The following is an 18,236-nucleotide window of genomic DNA, read 5'->3' as shown; positions in this document are numbered from 1 at the left end:
GTCATGAACGCTGTGTCCGACATGAATGAAGGGCCGCGCCCGCAGTTCGAAGACGTCGCGGAGGTCGTCCGCTACCAACTGAGCCGGCGGAGCCTGGTCGGAGGAGGTGCGGCCGCGGCCTTAACTGGACTCCTCGCCGCCTGCTCCGGCAACGGAGGCTCGTACTCGGACAAGCCCGCCAACAACAAGCCCGCCGCCAGCAAGTCGGTCCAGATCGGCAAGGCGAACATCCCGACCCCACGGGATCAGACGGTCATCATCGCCCAGGTCGACTACACCGTGTTCGACAGCTGGAACCGGCTGATCCCGAACGGCGCCCCCTCCAGCGCCGGCCTGGAGTCGCTGGCGATGGAGGCGCTGTTCTACCTGAACCTCGCCACCGGCGAGCTGAAGCCGTGGCTGGCGACCGAGTACAAGTACAACGACAACCACACCGAGCTCACTTTCAAGTTCGACCCGAAGGCGAAGTGGAGCGACGGTCAGCCGTTCACCTCGAAGGACTTCAAGTTCACCGTCGAACTGCTGCGGGACCGCAAGGATCTGCTCGGTGGCGGCGGCGACCTGACCGACTTCGTCCAGACGGTCGAAACGCCGGACGCCAACACCGCGGTCATCAAGATGAACAAGCCGACCCCACGGCTGCACTACGGATTCGTCGCCGCGATCGCCGCGCCGCCGTACGAGATCCTGCCCGAACACATCTGGCGCGGCCAGGACCCGACCAAGTTCAAGTCCAACCCGCCGATCCGGACCGGGCCGTACGTGCTGGACAAGCCGATCCGGAACCTGAAGATGTTCGTCTGGAAGAAGAACCCGGACTACTGGGCCAAGGACAAGCTGGACCCGGCGCCGCAGTACGCGATCTTCCAAAGCACGTCGAAGCAGGCCGACCAGGCGTCGCTGGCGTTCGAGAAGGCCGAGTTCGACGTCGGCTCGATCGACGCCGAACACGCCAAGCAGCTGACCAACCAGGGCTACCCGAACCTTGTCACCACCCAGTTCCACGACCCGAACCCGCGGGTCTTGTGGCTGAACAACGACCCGGCCCGCGGGGTGATGGCGGAGCCGAAGATGCACTGGGCGATCAACTACCTGATCGACCGGCAGAAGATCGGCGACTCGGTCTGGCAGGTCAAGGTGCCGCCGGCGATCTACCCGTGGGCGGACTACCCGAGCAACGACAAGTGGAAGAACGACCAGCTCGCGGAGAAGTACAAGTTCGAGTTCAGCCCGGACAAGGCCGTCCAGCTGCTCGACGAGATCGCGCCCAAGGGTTCGAACGGCAAACGCGCGTACAAGGGCAAGGAGATCAACCTCGAGATCATCACCCCGTCGGACGTCAACGGTGGTGAGTACGCGATCGGGAACCTGCTCAAGGCCGAGCTGATCAAGGCCGGGGTACCGGCCACGTTGCGCAGCCTGAGCGGGTCGGTGCACGACGAGAAGTTCCAGCGCGGCGAGTACGACATCGACTCGTTCTGGGCCGGGTTCTCGTTCGACCCCGAGCAGCTCTACATGGACTGGGAGAGCAGCAAGGCCAAGCCGGTCGGTACGAACGCGGTGGACAAGAACAAGATGCGGTTCCGGGACCCGCAGCTCGACCAACTGTCGGCGAAGCTGGCGCAGATGGACCCGACCAGCGCGGAAGCCAAGCCGCTGCTGGACCAGGCGCTGGAGATCTACTTCCAGAAGCTCCCGCTGATCCCGGTGATCCAGACCGGCTATCCGTCGTTCTTCAACACCACGTTCTGGACCGGGTGGCCGACCGACGACGACTTGTACCAAGTGCCGTTGAACTGGTGGCCGCACTTCATCTTCGTACTGGGCAGACTGAAGGCGACGGGACAGAAGGGACCGGCGTGACGGCGGAGGCTCCGCCGGTGACGACCGTCGAGGAATCCTCGCGGACCACGCCCGTGACTGGGGTCCGGGCGTGGCTGTCGAGGCATCCGCTGGCGGCGTACGCGATCCGGCGGTTCGGTCTCTACCTGGTGGAGCTGTGGGGCGCGCTCACCATCGCGTTCTTCTTCTTCCGGCTCATCCCGGGCGATCCGATCCGGACACTGCTGCAGACGCTGCAGCAGAACTACGTCTACAACCAGCAGGCGAGTGCCGAGGTGATCGGCCGGTACCGGCACGAGTTCGGGCTGGACGGCAACATCTTCTCCCAGTACCTCAAGCACCTTTCGAACCTGGTGCTGCACGGGGATCTGGGGCCGTCGCTGATCAACTACCCGACTCCGGCGCAGGACGTGATCCTGCAGTCGTTGCCATGGACCATCGGCCTGCTCGGCATCTCCGCCGTACTGGCCTGGATCCTCGGCGTCATCGTCGGCGCGATCGCCGGCTGGCGGCGGGGCAAGATCGGATCCGCGATCGCGACCAACCTGTCGATCGCGCTCGCGCACGTCCCGTTCTTCTTCGTCGCGCTGATCCTGGTCTACGTGTTCGCCTACAGCCTCGGGGTGCTCCCAGCGCGATCGGCGTACGACTCCAACCTGAGTCCCGGTTTCAGTCTGGACTTCATCGGCAGTGTGCTGAAGTACGGACTGCTGCCCGGGCTGTCGATCGTGGTGATCGGCACCTTCGGGTGGATCCTGTCCACCCGGATGCTGATGGTGCCGGTGCTCGGCGAGGACTACCTGGTGTACGCCGAGGCCAAAGGCCTGAAGCCGTGGCGGATCCTGACCCGCTACGCGTTGCGGAACTGCTACCTGCCGCAGGTGACCGCGTTCGGGATCTCGCTGGGCTTCATCTTCAACGGCAACGTCCTGGTGGAGCAGCTGTTCAACTATCCCGGCCTCGGTACGACGCTCGTCACGGCGATCCGTCAACTCGATTTCAACACGATCCTGGGGGTGACCGACATGGCCATCTTCTCCGTCCTCACCGCCGTCCTGTTGCTCGACCTCCTGCTCCCGTTGCTTGACCCGCGCGTCAAGTACTGGAAGTGATGACGATGAGACTACTGACTGCGGTACTGCGGACGATCCGGCACAGCCGGAGGCTCGCTGTGGGACTGATCATCCTCGGGTTGATGGTGTTGCTCGCGGTGTTCAGCCCGCTGATCGTTCATGCGATCGGTGGTGGATCGGATCCGATCGAGGTGGCGGCGTACGAGAAGTGGCTGGTGCCGGGGCCGGATCATCTGCTGGGCACCGACCAGTACGGGCGGGACGTGTTCGCGATGGTCGTGAGCGCGATGTCGGTGTCGCTGCAGATCGGCGCGATCGCGGGCGTGATTTCGACCGTGGCCGGGGTGATCGTCGCGTTTGTCGCCGGCTACAAGGGTGGCTGGATCGATGGGGTGTTGTCGACGTTTACCGGGATTTTGCTGGTGATTCCGACGTTCCCGTTGCTGATCGCGTTGTCGGCGTACGCGAAGAATGTCAGTCTGTTCCAGGTCGGGGTGATGATCTCGATCTTCTCCTGGCCGTTCGCGGCGAAGACGATCCGGTCGCAGGTGCTCAGCTTGAGATCGCGCCCGTACGTCGATCTGGCCCGGGTGAGCAAGGCGCGTGACCTGGAGATCATCGTCACCGAGTTGCTGCCGAACCTGCTGCCGTTCATCGGCGTCGGCTTCGCGTCGTCGGCGCTGGGCGCGATCTTCGGGCTGGTCGGCCTGGAGGTGATCGGGCTCGGGCCTGGTGGCGTGATCGACCTCGGGCAGATCATCTTCAACGCGATCAGCACCGGTGCGCTGACGCTCGGCGCGTGGCCGATGTTCGTCGTACCGATTGTGCTGCTGACGCTGCTGTTCGCGGCGCTGAACATGATCAACATCGGGTTGGAAGAGGTCTACAACCCGCGGCTGAGGGGAGTCGCCGGTGAGTGACTCCAATGTCTTGGAAGTGAAGGGCCTCGAGGTCACCTACTCGACCAACCGGGGTGACGTGAAGGCGGTGCGCGGGCTGGATCTCGCCGTACGACGAGGAGAGATCCTCGGGATCGCGGGGGAGTCGGGCAGTGGGAAGAGTACGCTCGCCGTCGCGCTGCTGCGGCTGCTGAAGCCGCCGGGAAAGGTGACGGCCGGGTCCGTGATGTTCCATCCGGCCGGGCGTTCGCCGGTGGATCTGCTGAAAGTTCAGGGCGAGGAATTGCGCGTCCTGCGGTGGTCGGCGTTGTCGTATCTACCGCAAGGATCGATGAGTTCGCTCAACCCGGTGATGCGGGTGCAGGACCAGTTCAAGGACGTGATCCTGGAACACGCTCCAGCCCGCAAGGAAACGCTGCGCGAACTGATCCCCACGTTGCTGAGCCAGGTCGGGCTCGAGCCGCGAGTGGCGCGGATGTATCCGCACGAGTTGTCCGGCGGGATGAAGCAGCGGGTGCTGATGGCGATCGCGGTCGCACTCGAACCGGATCTGGTCATCGCGGACGAGCCGACCACCGCGCTCGACGTGACGATCCAGCGGGTGATCCTGCAGTCGCTGGCTGATCTGCGCACCGACTTCGGTGTGACGCTGATGGTGATCTCGCACGACATGGGTGTGCACGCGCAGCTCGCCGACCGGGTCGCGGTGATGTACGAGGGCCGGCTGGTCGAGGTGGGCGACGTACGGCAGGTGTTCAAGGATCCACGGGATCCCTACACCCGCCAACTGATCGAGTCGATCCCGCGCGTTGGAAGGAGGGCATCGTGAAGTCCGAGCTCGAGCTTCGGGGCGTACAGCAACGATTCCACGCCCGTGGGGTCGAAGGCGGCTACATCACCGCGGTGGACGACGTGAGCTTCACGCTCGCCGCATCGCCGCCGCAGGTCGTGAGCCTGGTCGGCCAGAGCGGCAGCGGGAAGAGCACCATTGCCCGCAACGTGCTCGGCCTGCAGAAACCGACAGCCGGATCCGTGCTGTACGGCGGCAAGGACATCTTCAAGCTGAGTCGCGCCGAGTACGACGAATACCGGCGCGACGTGCAGCCGGTGTTCCAGGACCCCTACGCGATCTTCAACCCTTTCTATCGCGTCGATCGCGCGCTGTGGAAGGCGGTGAAGAAGTTCGGACTCGCGTCAACCCGGGCCACGGGTCTCGAGCTGATCGAGGAGTCGCTGAGGGCAGTTCGGCTCGAGCCGGAGAACGTCCTCGGCCGCTACCCGCACCAGCTCTCCGGCGGTCAGCGGCAACGCATCATGCTGGCCCGGGTGCACATGCTGCGGCCGTCGTTCATCATCGCGGACGAGCCGGTGTCGATGCTGGACGCCCAGGTCCGCAAGCACTTCCTGGACATCCTGCTCGACTTCCAGCGCGAGCACGGCATGACGACACTGTTCATCACCCATGACCTCTCCACCGTCTACTACCTCGGCGGAGAGGTCATGGTCATCACCAAGGGCAGCATCGTCGAACGCGGCCCGGTCTCCACGGTGATGCACGAGCCGTCACACCCCTACACCAAACTCCTGCTCGACTCGATCCCGCAACCCGACCCCGACGCCCGCTGGACCACCCGCATCAATGTCGACGAACTCGACGAAGAAGAGAAGACCGACGCCCCCGCCACCGCTCCGGAGACGCCGGTCATCTGACCTCAGACCGTCTTGATCGCTGGGTCGCTCACGCCCGGGGTGCCGGTTTCGATGTGGCCGGCGAAGCGGCGGAGGTACGACGTGTCGGAGTCGGTGGTGACCTGGACGTCGTACCAGCGGCTGGTGGTGGTGATGGTGTACGGCGTGGTGCCGGGGCGGAGGTCGAGTCGCTTGGGCTTGCCGCCGTACGCGTTGGTGATGGTGATGCGGCGGGCGACGTCGGTGGTGAAGGTGAGGTCGAGGTTGCCGGTGGTGGCGTTCTCGCGGGCGGTGATCTCGAGGCCGGTCGCGGGCTTGCCCTTGAAGGTGCGCAGGAAGCCGTTCGGGCCGTGGACGGTGAGGTCGTAGACGCCGGCGGAGTAGATCGTGTTCCAGCTGTCCGCGATGCTCTTGCCGGCTTCGGTCGTGTAGGTCCACGGGCCGTCGGAGCGGTTCGCCGAGGTGATGAGGAATTGGGCGCCGGCCTTCAAACCTGACTTGAAGGTGAGCGTGTACTTGCCGCCGGCGACGGTCCCGTCGACGACCGGTGCGTAGGGCAACGGCCTGGTACGGCGGTAGCCGCGCTCCTGCCGCGGCACACTGCCGACCGCGGGCGGCGTCGGTACGTAGTCGGGGTGCCGGTTGTGGTCCGGCGGTTCGTACGCCGCGGTGTCGGGAAGGGTGGCGGGTTGCGTGCTCGAGGTGCCGAAGTCGAAGGCGGAGGTGAGGTCGCCACAGATCGCCCGGCGCCACGGCGAGATGTTCGGCTCGTGCACGCCGAACCTGTTCTCCATGAAGCGGATGATCGAGGTGTGGTCGAAGACCTGCGAGCAGGTGTAGCCGCCGGTGCTCCACGGCGACACCACGAACATCGGCACCCGCTGACCCAGGCCGTAAGGACCCGGTGCGGCCTTGTTCCCCGTGTAGTAGTCAGGCGCGGTGTCGATTGTCGACAGTCCTTGCGATGCCGACGATGGCGGGTACGGCGGTACGACGTGGTCGAAGAAGCCGTCGTTCTCGTCGTACGTGATGAAGAGCGCGGTCTTGCTCCAGACCTCCGGGTTCGAGGTGAGCGCGTCGAGGACCTGGGAGATGTACCAGGCGCCGTAGTTGGCCGGCCAGTTCGGGTGCTCGGTGAACGCCTCGGGCGCCGCGATCCAGGAGATCTTCGGCAGCCGGTTCTGCTGCACGTCCGCGGTCAGCTGCGCGAACAGGTTCTCGCCGGCCTTGGCGTTGGTGCCGGTGCGGGCCTTGTCGTACAGGGGATTCCCGGGCTCGGCGTTGCGGTAGTTGTTGAAGTAGAGCAACGAGTTGTCGCCGTAGTTGCCGCGGTACGCGTCGTTGATCCAGCCCCAGCTGCCGGCCGCGTCCAGGCCGTCGCCGATGTCCTGGTAGATCTTCCACGACACCCCGGCCTGCTCCAGCCGTTCCGGGTACGTCGTCCAGCCGTAGCCGGCCTCGTCGTTGCCCAGGACCGGGCCGCCGCCGGTGCCGTCGTTGCCGGTGTAGCCGGTCCACATGTAGTAGCGGTTCGGGTCGGTCGAGCCGATGAACGAGCAGTGATACGCGTCGCACAGCGTGAACTTGTCGGCGAGCGCGTAGTGGAACGGGATGTCCTCGCGGGTCAGGTACGCCATCGTGGTGGCGGTCTTGGCCGGGATCCACTTGTCGTACCGACCCGAGTTGAAGGCCAGGTGACCGTCGGACCAGCCGTGCGCGAGGTCCTGGATGAACTGCAGCCCGAGGTTGTCGGCATCCGGCCGGAACGGCAGGATCTCCTTGCCGAGGGCATCCTTCTGGTACCACACCGGCTTGCCGCTGGGCAGCGTCACCGGCCGGGGATCGCCGAACCCGCGGACGCCCTTCAGGGTGCCGAAGTAGTGGTCGAACGAGCGGTTCTCCTGCATCAGTACGACGATGTGCTCGACGTCGCGGAGGTCGCCGTACCGGCGCGAGGCCGGGATCGCGGCGGCCTGCTCGATACTGTTCGCCATCGCGGCGAAGGCGGCGGACGCACCGGCGACCTGCAGGAACCTGCGGCGGTTGATGTCTGGCATGGTGGTCTCCTGGTGGGCGGTTGGGGGGATGGAGTCTGGAACACCAGCACTGCGTCGGCCGCACCCTAGCCTGAACGATTAACCGACGAAAGATGAACTCTGCTGTTCCGTGTTGGTGACTTTCGAACCATTCCGTGCGTTCAAACGGTGGTTCGATCACCGCAGGTGATTGCTCACCGCGACGAACGGCGCGAGACTGGAATGGTGCGGCCTGGGGGACTCGGGTGGGGAGGCTGCGATGGGCGGGCGAGCGCTCGCTGGGGGCGTCGGATCGAAGGCAGAGCACGATCGGCTGCGCGGACAGCTCGCGGCCTTGACCGACCAGTTCGCCGCGGCCAACGAAGTGCTCTCCGCGGTCGGCCGCTCGGCCGGCGACCCGGACCAGGTGCTCACCACCATCGTCGAGAGCGCGCGCCGGCTCTGCCGTTCGCAGGCCGCTCAGCTCTACCTGTTCGAGGACGGCTACTACCGGCTGATCAAGGCGGTCGGGATGCCCGACGCAGCCATCCGGTACCTCACCGAGCATCCGTTGCCCATGGATCGCGGCACGATGGTCGGGCGGGCCGGGCTCGACCGCACGACGCAGCAGATCCCAGACGTCCTCGCCGATCCGGGCTACAACCGGCAGGACCTCCAGCGGCTGGCGGGATTCCGCACCACGATGGGTGCCCCGATGCTCATCGACGACGAGGTCGTCGGTGCACTGGCCGTTTGGCGCAACGAGGTCAGCCCGTTCGACCAACGGGAACAGAACCTGGTCACCGCGTTCGCCGGACAGGCGGCGATGGCTGTGAACAGCGTGAAGCTGGTCCAAGAGCTTGAAGCGCGTGGCGCCGAGCTGACGCGCCGGATCACCGAACTGGAGGCGCTGCGCGAGGTCGGCGAGGCGGTCAACTCCAGCCTCGACGTGACCAAGGTGCTGTCGACGATCGCGAAGCACGCGGTCCGGATCTCGGCGACCGACGGCGGCTCGATCATGGAGTACGACGACGTCACGCAATGCTTCCTGGTCCGCAGTGTCTACCAGACCGATCCGAGCGTAATCGAACGACTTCGGACGACCCGGATCCACCTCGACGAGACGCTGGTCGGCCGCGCGGCGAAACTCGGCCGTCCGCTCGCGGTGCCCGACCTCAGTACGGTCGACCTCGATCCACACCTGGCTGTGCTGTACGAAGCCGGCTGGCGGTCGCTGGTCGCCGTACCGCTGCTGCGGGAGGGGCAGATCCTCGGCTCGCTGGTGGTGCGTCGCAAGCGGCCGGGTGAGTTCTCGGCGGAAACGCTGACGCTGCTGGAGATGTTCGCCGATCAGTCGACACTCGCGCTGCTGAACGCGCAGTTGTTCCGGGAGCTGAAGCAGCGCAGCGCGGAGCTGGAGGTCGCGAGCCGGCACAAGTCCGAGTTCCTCGCCAGCATGTCGCATGAGTTGCGTACGCCGCTGAACGCCGTACTCGGGTTCTCCGAAGTGCTGCTGGAGCGGATGTTCGGGGAGCTCAACGAACGGCAGGAGGAGTACCTGCGTGACATCCACGGCTCGGGCAAGCATCTGCTGGAACTGCTGAACGAGATCCTCGATCTGTCCAAGGTCGAGGCGGGCCGGATGGAACTGGAGTACTCGACCTTCCCGCTGAGCCGGCTGCTGGAGAACACCGCGGCGATGTTGCGCGAACGCGCCACCGCACACGGCATCGAGCTGCGGGTCGAGATCGACCCGGCAATCGATCAGGTGTACGCCGACGAGCTGCGGCTGAAGCAGGTCGTCCTCAATCTGATGACGAACGCGGTGAAGTTCACCGGCGACGGCGGCTCGGTGATCGTCCGCGCGACCCGATCCGGTGCCGACATCCACATTGCCGTCACCGACACCGGCCGCGGCGTACCGACGGAGGACCGCGAGCGGATCTTCGAGTCGTTCCAGCAGGGCGGCCGGGGTCCGTCGCAGGAGGAAGGCACCGGGCTCGGGCTGACGTTGTCGCGGCGGATCGTCGAGCTGCTCGGTGGACGGATGTGGCTGGAGAGCGAGGTCGGGGTCGGCAGTACGTTCGGATTCTCCTTGCGCAGCAGGGAGAACGAGCGGCCGGATCCGGCCTTGTCGGTCGGAGATGTCGTGATCATCGAGGACGACCGGCCGTCGCTCGAGCTGATGACGGCGTACCTGTCCGGCGCGGCGTTGCGGGTGACTGTCGCCGGCGACGGTCAGACCGGGCTGGACGCCGTACGTCGGGTTCGGCCGGCCGCCGTACTGCTCGACATCAGGTTGCCGGGCATCGACGGGTGGGCGGTGCTGCAGGCGTTGAAGGCCGAACCGGGGACGCGGGACATCCCCGTCATCGTCGTGTCGATTGTCGACGAACGGGCCCGTGGTGCCGCGCTCGGTGCCGCCGCCTATCTGGTCAAACCGGTCAGCCGGGACGCCCTGCTCCACGCCCTGCGGGCGGTCGGAGCCGTAGCAGACTTCGAGGGGGAGGATCGATGAATCCGGGGCGGATCCTGGTGGTGGAGGACAATCCGAAGAATCTCAAGCTGGTCAGGGATGTCCTGCAGTTCTCCGGCTACGAGGTGATCGAGGCGACGTCGGGCGAGGACGGGGTCCGGCTGGCGGCGTCGGAGGATCCGGACCTGATCCTGATGGATCTTCAGCTGCCCGGGATCGACGGTGCTGAGGCGTTGCGCCGGATCCGCGCCAGTGAGCGGACTCGCGACGTACCGGTGGTGGCGGTGACGGCGTTCGCGATGGACCACGACCGGCAGAACGCGTTCGACTCGGGCTTCACGGGTTACGTCGAGAAGCCGATCAGCGTCCGTCATTTGCCCCAACAAGTGCGCGACTTCCTCCGTCTTGGAGGTGCGGTATGACCAAGGTGCTCGTCGTCGACGACCAGCCGCCGAACGTGCGGCTGCTGGAAGCCATCCTCGCTCCACGCGGGTACGACGTACTGACGGCGTCGTCGGGGGAGCAGGCGCTGGAGCTGATCGGCGCCGAGGACGTCGATCTCGTGTTGCTCGACATCCTGATGCCCGGCATCGACGGGTACGAGGTGTGCCGGCGGATCCGCGACCAGGTGGACACCGCATACCTGCCAGTGGTCATGGTCACGGCCAGCGGCGACGAGCAGAAGGTGAAGGCGCTCGAGGCCGGAGCGGATGACTTCCTCACGAAGCCGGTCAACCAGAGTGAACTGCTCGCCCGGGTGGCGTCATTAGCGCGGATCAAGCGCTATCAGGACACGATCAAGCGCCAGGCCGCCGAGTTGACCGCGTGGAACCAGGAGCTGGAGTCCCGGGTCGAGAGCCAGGTGTCGCAGCTGCAGCGGATGGGCCGGCTGCGGCGGTTCCTCAGTCCGCAACTGGCTGAGCTGATCGTGGACTCCGGCGACGAGTCCTTCCTGGCCAGTCACCGGCGCGAGATCGTCGTGGTCTTCTGCGATCTGCGCGGCTTCACCACGTTCGCGGAGGCGAGCGAACCGGAAGAGGTGATGGGCGTGCTGGAGGAGTACCACCACGCGCTCGGCGACCTGATCTTCCGGTTCGAGGGAACGCTGGAGCGGTTCACGGGCGACGGCCTGATGGTGTTCTTCAACGATCCGGTGCGCTGTGAGGACGGGCCGTTGCGGGCGCTGCGGATGAGCGTCGCGATGCGGACCCGGGTTCGAGGACTGGCCGAGACGTGGGGCCGGCACGGGCACGACCTCGCGCTCGGCATCGGCGTCGCCCAGGGCTACGCGACATTGGGCACGATCGGGTTCGACAGCCGCCTCGACTACGCGGCGATCGGGAGCGTGACCAACCTGGCCGCGCGGTTGTGTGCCGACGCGGAGCCGTGGCAGATCCTCGCGACCGAACGCGTCTACAGTGGCGCCGGCAATGTGGTTATCGGTGAGGACGCCGGTCTGCGCGAGGTCCGCGGGTTCACCCGGACCGTTCACGCCTACAGCATCCGCGGCCTCGACAACTCCCGGGTCGCGTCATGACCGGGGGCCTCTGGACCGCTCCGGGCGAGGCGGGTCGGGGCCTGTCCGCGCTGACCGAGGACGAGCGTTACCGTCGCTTCGACCAGCTGCAAGCGCGGATGGCCGAGGTGTGGGACGTTGTGCGGCTCAACTACGAGGACGAGTCGGTGATCGTCGTACCGTCCATCACGCTGGACCGGACCGAGACCACCGGCACCGGCACGATGATGCAGGCCTACGAGGAACGGTTCCTGTTCCTGCTGATCCTGCTGCGGGAGCCGCGGTTGCGGATGATCTACGTGACGTCCATGCCGATCGCGCCCGAGATCGTCGAGTACTACCTGGCTCTGCTGCCCGGGGTGATCCCGAGCCATGCGCGCGCCCGGCTGTCGCTGATCGCGGTCAACGACGCCACTCCGATCTCGCTCAGCGAGAAGCTGCTGGCACGGCCGCGGCTGCTGCAGCGGATCGCCGCGCTGATTCCGAACCCGCGGCGCTCGCATCTGATTCCCTACAACACGACCGAGCTCGAACGCGATGTCGCGATCAGTCTCGGCATCCCGATGTTCGCCGCCGATCCGAGGCTGGCCCCGTTGGGCTCGAAGTCCGGGTGCCGCCGGCTGTTCGCGGAGCTCGGCGTACCGCATCCATTGGGGGCGGAGAACCTGCGCAGCCTCGACGAGATCGCCGACGCGGTCCTCGCGATGCGCGCCGAGCGGCCCACGATGGACAGCGCGATCGTGAAGCTCAACGAGGGCGTCTCGGGTGAGGGCAACGCGGTGGTCCGGCTGAAAGGACTGCCCGCACCCGGTTCGCCGACGGAACGCGACGACGTGATGAAGCGCCTGCTGGAGATGGAGCTGGAGTCGCGGAAGACACCTTTCGACGTCTACCTGGCCAAGTTCGCCGAAAACGGCGGTATCGTCGAGGAGCGGATCGTCGGCGACGAACTGCGGAGTCCGAGTGTGCAGCTCCGGGTGATGCCCCGTGGTGACGTCGAGCTGCTGTCCACCCACGATCAGCTGCTGGGCGGTGCGAGTGGTCAGAGCTATCTGGGATGTGTGTTCCCGGCGGCGCCGGAGTACGCGCGGCTCATCACCGAGCACGCCGCGACCGTTGGGCGCCGGTTGGCGACCGAGGGTGCACTCGGGCGCTTCGCGATCGACTTCGTCGTGGTTCGCGGTGCGGACGGCGGCTGGACGCCGTACGCGATCGAACTGAACCTGCGCAAGGGCGGGACGACGCATCCGTTCCTCACCCTGCAGTTCCTGACCGACGGGCGGTACGACCCGCAGACCGCGCTCTTCCTGACGCCGGGAGGTGACGAGAAACATCTGGTCGCGACCGACCACCTCGAGTCCGAACTCCTGACCGGCCTGATGCCCGCGGATCTGTTCGACATCGTCGCGCGGCACGGGTTGCACTTCGACCAGTCGCGGCAGGTCGGCGTGGTGTTCCACATGATCAGCTGCCTGACCGAGAAGGGTCGGTTGGGGCTGACAGCCGTGGGGAACAGTCCGGCCGAGGCGGATCGCCGGTACCGTGATGCCTCCCGCATTGTGCTGGCGGAAGCCGAGCAGGCCTTCGCCGAGCGTCCGCTCCCGGACTGAGGGGATTGATGCAGCAAGTCTGGTACGTCGCCTACGGGTCCAACCTCGCCCTCGATCGGTTTCGGTGTTATCTCGCCGGTGGCCGCCCAGCCGGCGGTGCGCGCGTGTACCCCGGCTGCCGCGATCCGCGTGATCCCGAGCGGATCGTAGGAGTCGAGATTCCGGGTGGGCTGGTGTTCGCGGGGGCCTCGACGGTCTGGGGCGGTGGGTCGGCGTTCTACAACCCGGCTGCGCCGGGGCGGGTGGCCGCCCGGGCCTATCTGGTGACGCCGGACCAGTTGGGTGATGTGGCCGCGCAGGAGATGCGCCGCGAACCGGGCGGTGAGTTCGCCCGCGATCTGGCCGCTCTGCTCCCCGAAGTAGACGCGGTCCACGCGATGGGCCCAGGCCGCTACGAGACCGTGGCCCGGTTGGGCGAACAAGACGGCGTACCCATGTTCACCGTCACCCACGGAACCATCGCCGACCTCGAGCCGAGGGCGCCCACCCTCCCATACCTCCGCTGGATCGCCGCAGGCCTGACCGAAGCTCACGGTTGGACTGCCCACCGGGTCGCGGAGTACCTCCACTCCGCGCCCGGCGTCAGCGATGCATGGACGGTGGACGAACTCTTAACGCTTGACCGCGATGCAGGTGGCCGTTGATTTTATGGTCGGGTCGCTTTCGGACGTTGCGGTGAGGGTGATCTTGGCGAGGGGGCTGGTGCCGGCCTTGGCGTGACGGGGACCGTCGTGCTGTGGCCCGCGTTCGCGGTGGCCAGGGCGCTGGGGAGCGACATCGTCCAGTCCTTGCCGTCGATCTTTGCGGAGACGCGGTAGACGTCGCCCTTCAGGTACGGCTTGATCCACTCCACAACCGTTGGGGGTGTCCCGAACTGGAAGACTACTGTATACAGTATGTGCTTCAGTTGACATCTCGAGGAGGCCGCGCATGTACGTGGTGACGAACCCGGCGACCGGCGAGCTGGTCGAGGAAGTGGTGAATTCGACGGACGCGGAGGTGCGGGCCGCGATCGGACGGGTGCATGAGGGCTTTCCGGCCTGGCGGGCGCGATCGGTGGGGGAGCGGGCCGCGATCGTGGCGCGGGCGGCGGACATCTTCGCGGAGCGGGCCGATGAGCTGGCCGCGATCATGACGCTGGAGATGGGGAAGCGGATCAACGAAGGCCGCGGCGAGATCGGGATCGTGGTCGACATCTTCCGGTACTACGCCCAGCAGGCGCCGGCGTTGCTCGCGGACGAACCGCTGGACATCAAGGGCGGCAAGGCCGTCATCACCAAGAGCCCGATCGGTGCGCTGCTCGGGATCATGCCGTGGAACTTCCCGTGCTACCAGGTGGCCCGGTTCGTCGCGCCGAACCTGGTGCTCGGCAACACCATCCTGCTCAAGCACGCGTCGATCTGCCCGCGCTCGGCCCGCGCGATCGAGGAAGTACTGCGGGCAGCCGGCGTACCGGACGACGTGTACGTGAACACCTTCGCGTCGAGCCGTCAGATCCCGGCGATCCTGGCCGATCCACGGATCCAGGGCGTCTCGTTGACCGGCAGCGAACAGGCCGGCATCGCGGTCGCCGCGGAAGCCGGCCGGCATCTGAAGAAGACCGTGCTCGAGCTCGGTGGGTCCGACCCGCTGATCGTCCTCGACACCGCGGACATGGACGAGACCGTCAGCGCCACCGCGACCGCCCGGATGCGGAATTGCGGCCAATCCTGCAATGCGCCCAAACGGATGATCGTGATGGCCGACATCTACGACGAGTACGTCGACCGCCTGACCAAGCGAGTCGCCGAGTACTACGTCCCGGGAGACCCGGCGGACCCCGAAACCAAGCTCCCGCCGCTCGCCTCGATCGCGGCAGCTGACGAAGTCGCGGCGCAGATCGCCAAGGCGGTCGAGCAAGGCGCCACCCTGCGCGCCGGAGGTCGTCGCATCCAGCCCGGGGCTTACCTCGAGGCGACCGTACTCACGGACGTCACGCCGGAGATGGACGCGTACTACGAAGAGATCTTCGGCCCGGTCGTGATCGTCTTCCGCGCCGAGACCGAGGAGGACGCAATCCGGCTGGCCAACGACACGCCGTTCGGTCTCGGCGCCAGCGTCTGGGGCACCGACCCGGCTCGCGCCCGCCGAGTCGCCGAACGCATCGACGCCGGCATGGTCTACCTCAACCGCGCCGGCGGCTCCCAGGCCGACCTCCCCTTCGGCGGCATCAAACGCTCCGGCATCGGCCGCGAACTCGGCCCGGCCGGCATCGAAGAATTCATGAACAAGAAATCCATCCGCCTCTGACGATGGCAACTCCGGACACGAGTGGGCCGCACCTGCTGTTGTGCGGTCCGCACCGGCGCCATACTGCCGACATGGGAGAGCCCGCTGGTTACTCCATCAAGACCTACCGCTATCTGCGGATGGCCATGGTGGCCATGGTTGTGCTCCTCGGAGCAGCGCTGGTCATCGAGTGGTCGAAGACGAACCCGCATTGTCTGCAGACCTCGATCAGCGCCTACTACTACACGCCGGTCCAGGCGATCTTCGTCGGCGCGCTGATCACCATCGGCGTCTGCATGGTGGTGCTCAAGGGCAACACCGAGCCGGAGGACATCCTGCTCAACGTGGCCGGTGTTCTCGCGCCGGGGGTCGCGTTCGTCCCGACGCCAAGTCCGGGCTCGTGCCGCTCGGTGCCGATGGTGCTGGGGGACACGACGGCGAACATTGCCAACAACATGCTCGCGTTGTTCATCGTCGGCGGTCCTTGCCTGGCGGTGACGCTGGTGTTCGTGACGAGGGCGCGGTTGTCGCGGGCGGACTCGAACCCGATGTATCTGGTCGGGTTCGCGGTCGTGGCGGCGATCTTCGGCGGCGGAATCCTGTGGTTCTTCGTCGATCGCGGCGGGTTCGACGGTCATGCGCACTATGCCGCGGCCGTGGTCATGTTCGTCTGCATCGTCGCAGTGGTGCTGCTCAACGCGGAGCAGTTCCGCCGCAAACAGCACCGGGCCGAGCACCACCGGGCGCCGACCACGAAGCCGATGCCGGCGAACAGGTACTCCGCGATCGCCATTGCGATGGTCGTCGTACCGCTGGTGATGTGGGCCTGGAGGGCGCTGTTCGGCTGGGGCCACGTGGTGTTGTGGATCGAGGGCTCGCTGATCACGTTGTTTGCGATCTTCTGGATCATCCAGACGCAGGAGTTGTGGAACGAGGGCCTACGCGGTGATGGTCAGGAGTTGCCGCGTTCGCAGGCCACGCCGTCGCCGTTGCGGTCGAGGTCCCTCGAATAGCCCGGGTCGCCGCGGTGCAGCGGTGCCTTACCGGCGGCGCGGACCTCGGCGCAGTTCTTGTACGCGATGGCCGCGGCAACGGATGGCGTCGTCTTCGTTGCCTCTGTTGGCGTCTCGGTTGGGGTGGCCGGCGGCGCGGCAGTGGACGGCGTCTCACTCGGCGACGGTGTGGGCGTCAACCTCGGCGTCGTGCTGTGCGTCGGCTCATCGGTAGGCGTCTCGGTCGGACTCGCCGACGTGGTGGTCTCCGTTGGCGCGGGCGCGGGCGTTGGCGCCGTACCGACTGGTCTGTCGGCCGACGTACTCGCGGTGTCGTCGCCGTTGAACGGGACGGACAGGATCAAGCCGATCAGCACGAGCAGGACGGCAGCTGCGGCGCCGAGCTTGAGCACACTCGGTCCGCCGTACCGGCCGATCGGTCCGCGGACGGGGTATCCGTCCTCGTCGACCCAGAACCTCCACCCGGGCGGGGCGGGGGGCCATGATTCCGACGGTTGCCAGTTTTTCGGTGGTCGCCAGCGTGCGTTCGGTGGATCCGGCCACCCGTCTGGTGCGTTGAACTGCCTCACTCGGAACCTTCCTCCCCAGGCCGTCCGAATCCGCAGCTTATCGAGCCTGGGCGGCGGCGCAAGGAGGCTGTCAGGAAGGTTTCGGACGGCGTCGCCGGGCACCCGGGCCAGGGCGTGGCACTGCGTCGCGAGGCGATGTCAGAGTGTGGCCGGACGCGCAGCGAATCTCGGTGTGGACATCCGCGCCGCAGTCCCGATGGGCGATGCTCAGCGGCGAACCCTCCGCGCCGACGAGGTATTTGTCACCCCAGTCGCGGACGGCGATCAGCAGCGGATAGAGGTCGAAGCCCTTCTCGGTGAGGCGGTACTCCTCGCGCTGCCGGGATCCGGGTTCGCGGTACGGCGTCCGGCGCAGGATGCCGTGGTCGACCAGTTTGGCGAGCCGGTTAGACAGCACCTGACGCGGGATCGCGGTCCGGACCCGCATGTCGTCGAACCGGCGGATGCCGTTGAACACCTCGCGCAGCACCACCACGGTCCACCGCTCGCCGAGGATCTCCATCGCCCGGCCGATCGGGCAGTTGTCCACCGACCAGTCCAGGGCGTCGTACGTCGTCGCCGTCATGACTGCATCCTAGTGAGTGCTAGGTCTCGTTGACAGACCCAGCTGGGAATGTGAGGCTCGGCCCATGACTGTATTGATGCCACGCCTCCGGCGCGGCGGGTCATGGGGCTTTGACTCCCGGCCTTCCCTCGTCCCTCCGGTCGCTTCGCTCCCTCCACTCCTCAGTCCAGGCCGGGAGGCCCCATGACCGGGACGCAGCAGGCGAGCCGCAGCCGTACGTTCTCGTGGTCGGATCCGGCGCTGACGGCGGCGCGGGTCGGATCGACCTCCGGGCTGGAGATGCTGCGGGCGATGCGGGACGGGGAGATCCCGCCGCCGCCGATCCTGCAGCTGGTCGGCGGGACCGGATTCGAGGTCGAGGAAGGCCGGGTCGCCGTGCTGATGCCGGCGCAGGAGTTCCACTACAACCCGCTCGGCACTGTGCACGGCGGCATCATCGCGACCCTGCTCGACACGGCCGCCGGCTGCACGGTTCACTCGACGCTGCCGGCCGGCGTCGGCTACACGTCGCTCGACCTGATGACGCGCTTCATCAAGCCGGTCACCGTCGCGTCCGGCCTGCTCCGCTGCGAAGGCGCCATCATCAACCGCGGCCGTCGTACTGCCGTCGCCGAATCCCGCCTCCTGGACGAGCGCGGCACGCTACTGGCCCACGCGACCTCCACCTGCCTGATCTTCGACCTCCCCGCCGCCTGATCCGC

At 66.7% G+C, this 18,236-nt stretch carries 16 protein-coding genes; 13 read left to right on the top strand and 3 right to left on the bottom strand.

Features of this window, described 5'->3' with window-relative positions:
• Positions 1-3 precede the first annotated feature (3 nt).
• From EV646_RS08870 to EV646_RS08850, 5 genes are read left to right on the top strand one after another with little or no spacing between them, the layout of a single operon-like run.
• Positions 4-1,863 (top strand): ABC transporter substrate-binding protein, encoded by a 1,860-nt coding sequence (locus EV646_RS08870; RefSeq protein WP_241995594.1) that lies wholly within the window; start codon positions 4-6, stop codon positions 1,861-1,863.
• 17 nt (positions 1,864-1,880) lie between these two features.
• On the top strand, positions 1,881-2,954 hold the full coding sequence (locus EV646_RS08865) for an ABC transporter permease (protein WP_241995592.1): 1,074 nt from the start codon (positions 1,881-1,883) through the stop codon (positions 2,952-2,954).
• A gap of 5 nt (positions 2,955-2,959) precedes the next feature.
• Entirely contained in the window at positions 2,960-3,835 is an 876-nt protein-coding gene (locus EV646_RS08860) for an ABC transporter permease (protein WP_241995590.1), read from the top strand.
• Positions 3,828-4,643, top strand: a complete 816-nt coding sequence (locus EV646_RS08855) for an ABC transporter ATP-binding protein (RefSeq protein ID WP_132145854.1) — start codon at positions 3,828-3,830, stop codon at positions 4,641-4,643. Before EV646_RS08860 ends, EV646_RS08855 begins: the two co-directional genes overlap by 8 nt.
• Positions 4,640-5,524 carry an ABC transporter ATP-binding protein gene (locus tag EV646_RS08850; protein ID WP_132145852.1) on the top strand — a complete coding sequence of 295 codons (885 nt, stop codon included), beginning with the start codon at positions 4,640-4,642 and terminating at the stop codon, positions 5,522-5,524. Before EV646_RS08855 ends, EV646_RS08850 begins: the two co-directional genes overlap by 4 nt.
• 2 nt (positions 5,525-5,526) lie before the next feature.
• Here EV646_RS08850 and EV646_RS08845 read toward each other — a convergent pair whose 3' ends face one another.
• Positions 5,527-7,560, bottom strand: a complete 2,034-nt coding sequence (locus tag EV646_RS08845) for a phosphocholine-specific phospholipase C (protein WP_132145850.1) — start codon at positions 7,558-7,560, stop codon at positions 5,527-5,529.
• A gap of 238 nt (positions 7,561-7,798) precedes the next feature.
• Here EV646_RS08845 and EV646_RS08840 point away from each other — a divergent pair, with 238 nt between their 5' ends.
• The 7 genes from EV646_RS08840 to EV646_RS08810 all read left to right on the top strand — a co-directional run bounded on the left by EV646_RS08840 (position 7,799) and on the right by EV646_RS08810 (position 16,401).
• Complete coding sequence (locus EV646_RS08840; RefSeq protein WP_132145848.1) at positions 7,799-10,036, top strand: hybrid sensor histidine kinase/response regulator; 2,238 nt, start codon at positions 7,799-7,801, stop codon at positions 10,034-10,036.
• Complete coding sequence (locus EV646_RS08835; protein WP_132145846.1) at positions 10,033-10,416, top strand: response regulator; 384 nt, start codon at positions 10,033-10,035, stop codon at positions 10,414-10,416. The genes EV646_RS08840 and EV646_RS08835 overlap by 4 nt, the downstream gene beginning before the upstream one ends.
• Positions 10,413-11,531 carry an adenylate/guanylate cyclase domain-containing protein gene (locus EV646_RS08830; RefSeq protein ID WP_132145844.1) on the top strand — a complete coding sequence of 373 codons (1,119 nt, stop codon included), beginning with the start codon at positions 10,413-10,415 and terminating at the stop codon, positions 11,529-11,531. Before EV646_RS08835 ends, EV646_RS08830 begins: the two co-directional genes overlap by 4 nt.
• Entirely contained in the window at positions 11,528-13,120 is a 1,593-nt protein-coding gene (locus EV646_RS08825) for a peptide ligase PGM1-related protein (protein WP_132145842.1), read from the top strand. The genes EV646_RS08830 and EV646_RS08825 overlap by 4 nt, the downstream gene beginning before the upstream one ends.
• An 8-nt stretch (positions 13,121-13,128) precedes the next feature.
• Positions 13,129-13,764 (top strand): histone deacetylase, encoded by a 636-nt coding sequence (locus tag EV646_RS08820; protein ID WP_132145840.1) that lies wholly within the window; start codon positions 13,129-13,131, stop codon positions 13,762-13,764.
• 286 nt (positions 13,765-14,050) lie between these two features.
• Positions 14,051-15,409, top strand: a complete 1,359-nt coding sequence (locus EV646_RS08815; protein WP_132145838.1) for an NAD-dependent succinate-semialdehyde dehydrogenase — start codon at positions 14,051-14,053, stop codon at positions 15,407-15,409.
• A 71-nt stretch (positions 15,410-15,480) separates the two neighbouring features.
• Positions 15,481-16,401, top strand: a complete 921-nt coding sequence (locus EV646_RS08810; RefSeq protein WP_132145836.1) for a hypothetical protein — start codon at positions 15,481-15,483, stop codon at positions 16,399-16,401.
• On the opposite strand, the gene EV646_RS39925 is transcribed toward EV646_RS08810, so the two are convergent.
• Together EV646_RS39925 and EV646_RS08800 are read right to left on the bottom strand one after the other, a co-directional pair.
• Entirely contained in the window at positions 16,341-16,793 is a 453-nt protein-coding gene (locus tag EV646_RS39925; protein ID WP_241995588.1) for an excalibur calcium-binding domain-containing protein, read from the bottom strand. The two genes, EV646_RS08810 and EV646_RS39925, sit on opposite strands and share 61 nt — an antisense overlap.
• Positions 16,794-17,040: 247 nt before the next feature.
• Positions 17,041-17,535 (bottom strand): winged helix-turn-helix transcriptional regulator, encoded by a 495-nt coding sequence (locus EV646_RS08800; RefSeq protein ID WP_132145834.1) that lies wholly within the window; start codon positions 17,533-17,535, stop codon positions 17,041-17,043.
• 183 nt (positions 17,536-17,718) lie between these two features.
• Here EV646_RS08800 and EV646_RS08795 point away from each other — a divergent pair, with 183 nt between their 5' ends.
• The gene (locus EV646_RS08795) at positions 17,719-18,231 is read left to right on the top strand and encodes a PaaI family thioesterase (protein WP_132145832.1); all 513 of its coding nucleotides are present in this window, start codon (positions 17,719-17,721) and stop codon (positions 18,229-18,231) included.
• The last annotated feature ends 5 nt before the right edge of the window (positions 18,232-18,236 follow it).

Source organism: Kribbella antiqua (genome assembly GCF_004345665.1).
Classification (GTDB): domain Bacteria; phylum Actinomycetota; class Actinomycetes; order Propionibacteriales; family Kribbellaceae; genus Kribbella; species Kribbella antiqua.
Note: the sequence above shows the minus strand (reverse complement) of the source record. Positions and strands in the feature narration are given on the sequence as shown.

Coding starts and splice junctions, on each gene's coding strand:
- EV646_RS08800 (WP_132145834.1), bottom strand. CDS start 17,535: ATGACGGCGACGACGTACGACGCCCTGGACTGGTCGGTGGACAACTGC.
- EV646_RS08860 (WP_241995590.1), top strand. CDS start 2,960: ATGAGACTACTGACTGCGGTACTGCGGACGATCCGGCACAGCCGGAGG.
- EV646_RS08830 (WP_132145844.1), top strand. CDS start 10,413: ATGACCAAGGTGCTCGTCGTCGACGACCAGCCGCCGAACGTGCGGCTG.
- EV646_RS08815 (WP_132145838.1), top strand. CDS start 14,051: ATGTACGTGGTGACGAACCCGGCGACCGGCGAGCTGGTCGAGGAAGTG.
- EV646_RS08845 (WP_132145850.1), bottom strand. CDS start 7,560: ATGCCAGACATCAACCGCCGCAGGTTCCTGCAGGTCGCCGGTGCGTCC.
- EV646_RS08835 (WP_132145846.1), top strand. CDS start 10,033: ATGAATCCGGGGCGGATCCTGGTGGTGGAGGACAATCCGAAGAATCTC.
- EV646_RS08810 (WP_132145836.1), top strand. CDS start 15,481: ATGGGAGAGCCCGCTGGTTACTCCATCAAGACCTACCGCTATCTGCGG.
- EV646_RS08840 (WP_132145848.1), top strand. CDS start 7,799: ATGGGCGGGCGAGCGCTCGCTGGGGGCGTCGGATCGAAGGCAGAGCAC.
- EV646_RS08820 (WP_132145840.1), top strand. CDS start 13,129: ATGCAGCAAGTCTGGTACGTCGCCTACGGGTCCAACCTCGCCCTCGAT.
- EV646_RS08795 (WP_132145832.1), top strand. CDS start 17,719: ATGACCGGGACGCAGCAGGCGAGCCGCAGCCGTACGTTCTCGTGGTCG.
- EV646_RS08825 (WP_132145842.1), top strand. CDS start 11,528: ATGACCGGGGGCCTCTGGACCGCTCCGGGCGAGGCGGGTCGGGGCCTG.
- EV646_RS08870 (WP_241995594.1), top strand. CDS start 4: ATGAACGCTGTGTCCGACATGAATGAAGGGCCGCGCCCGCAGTTCGAA.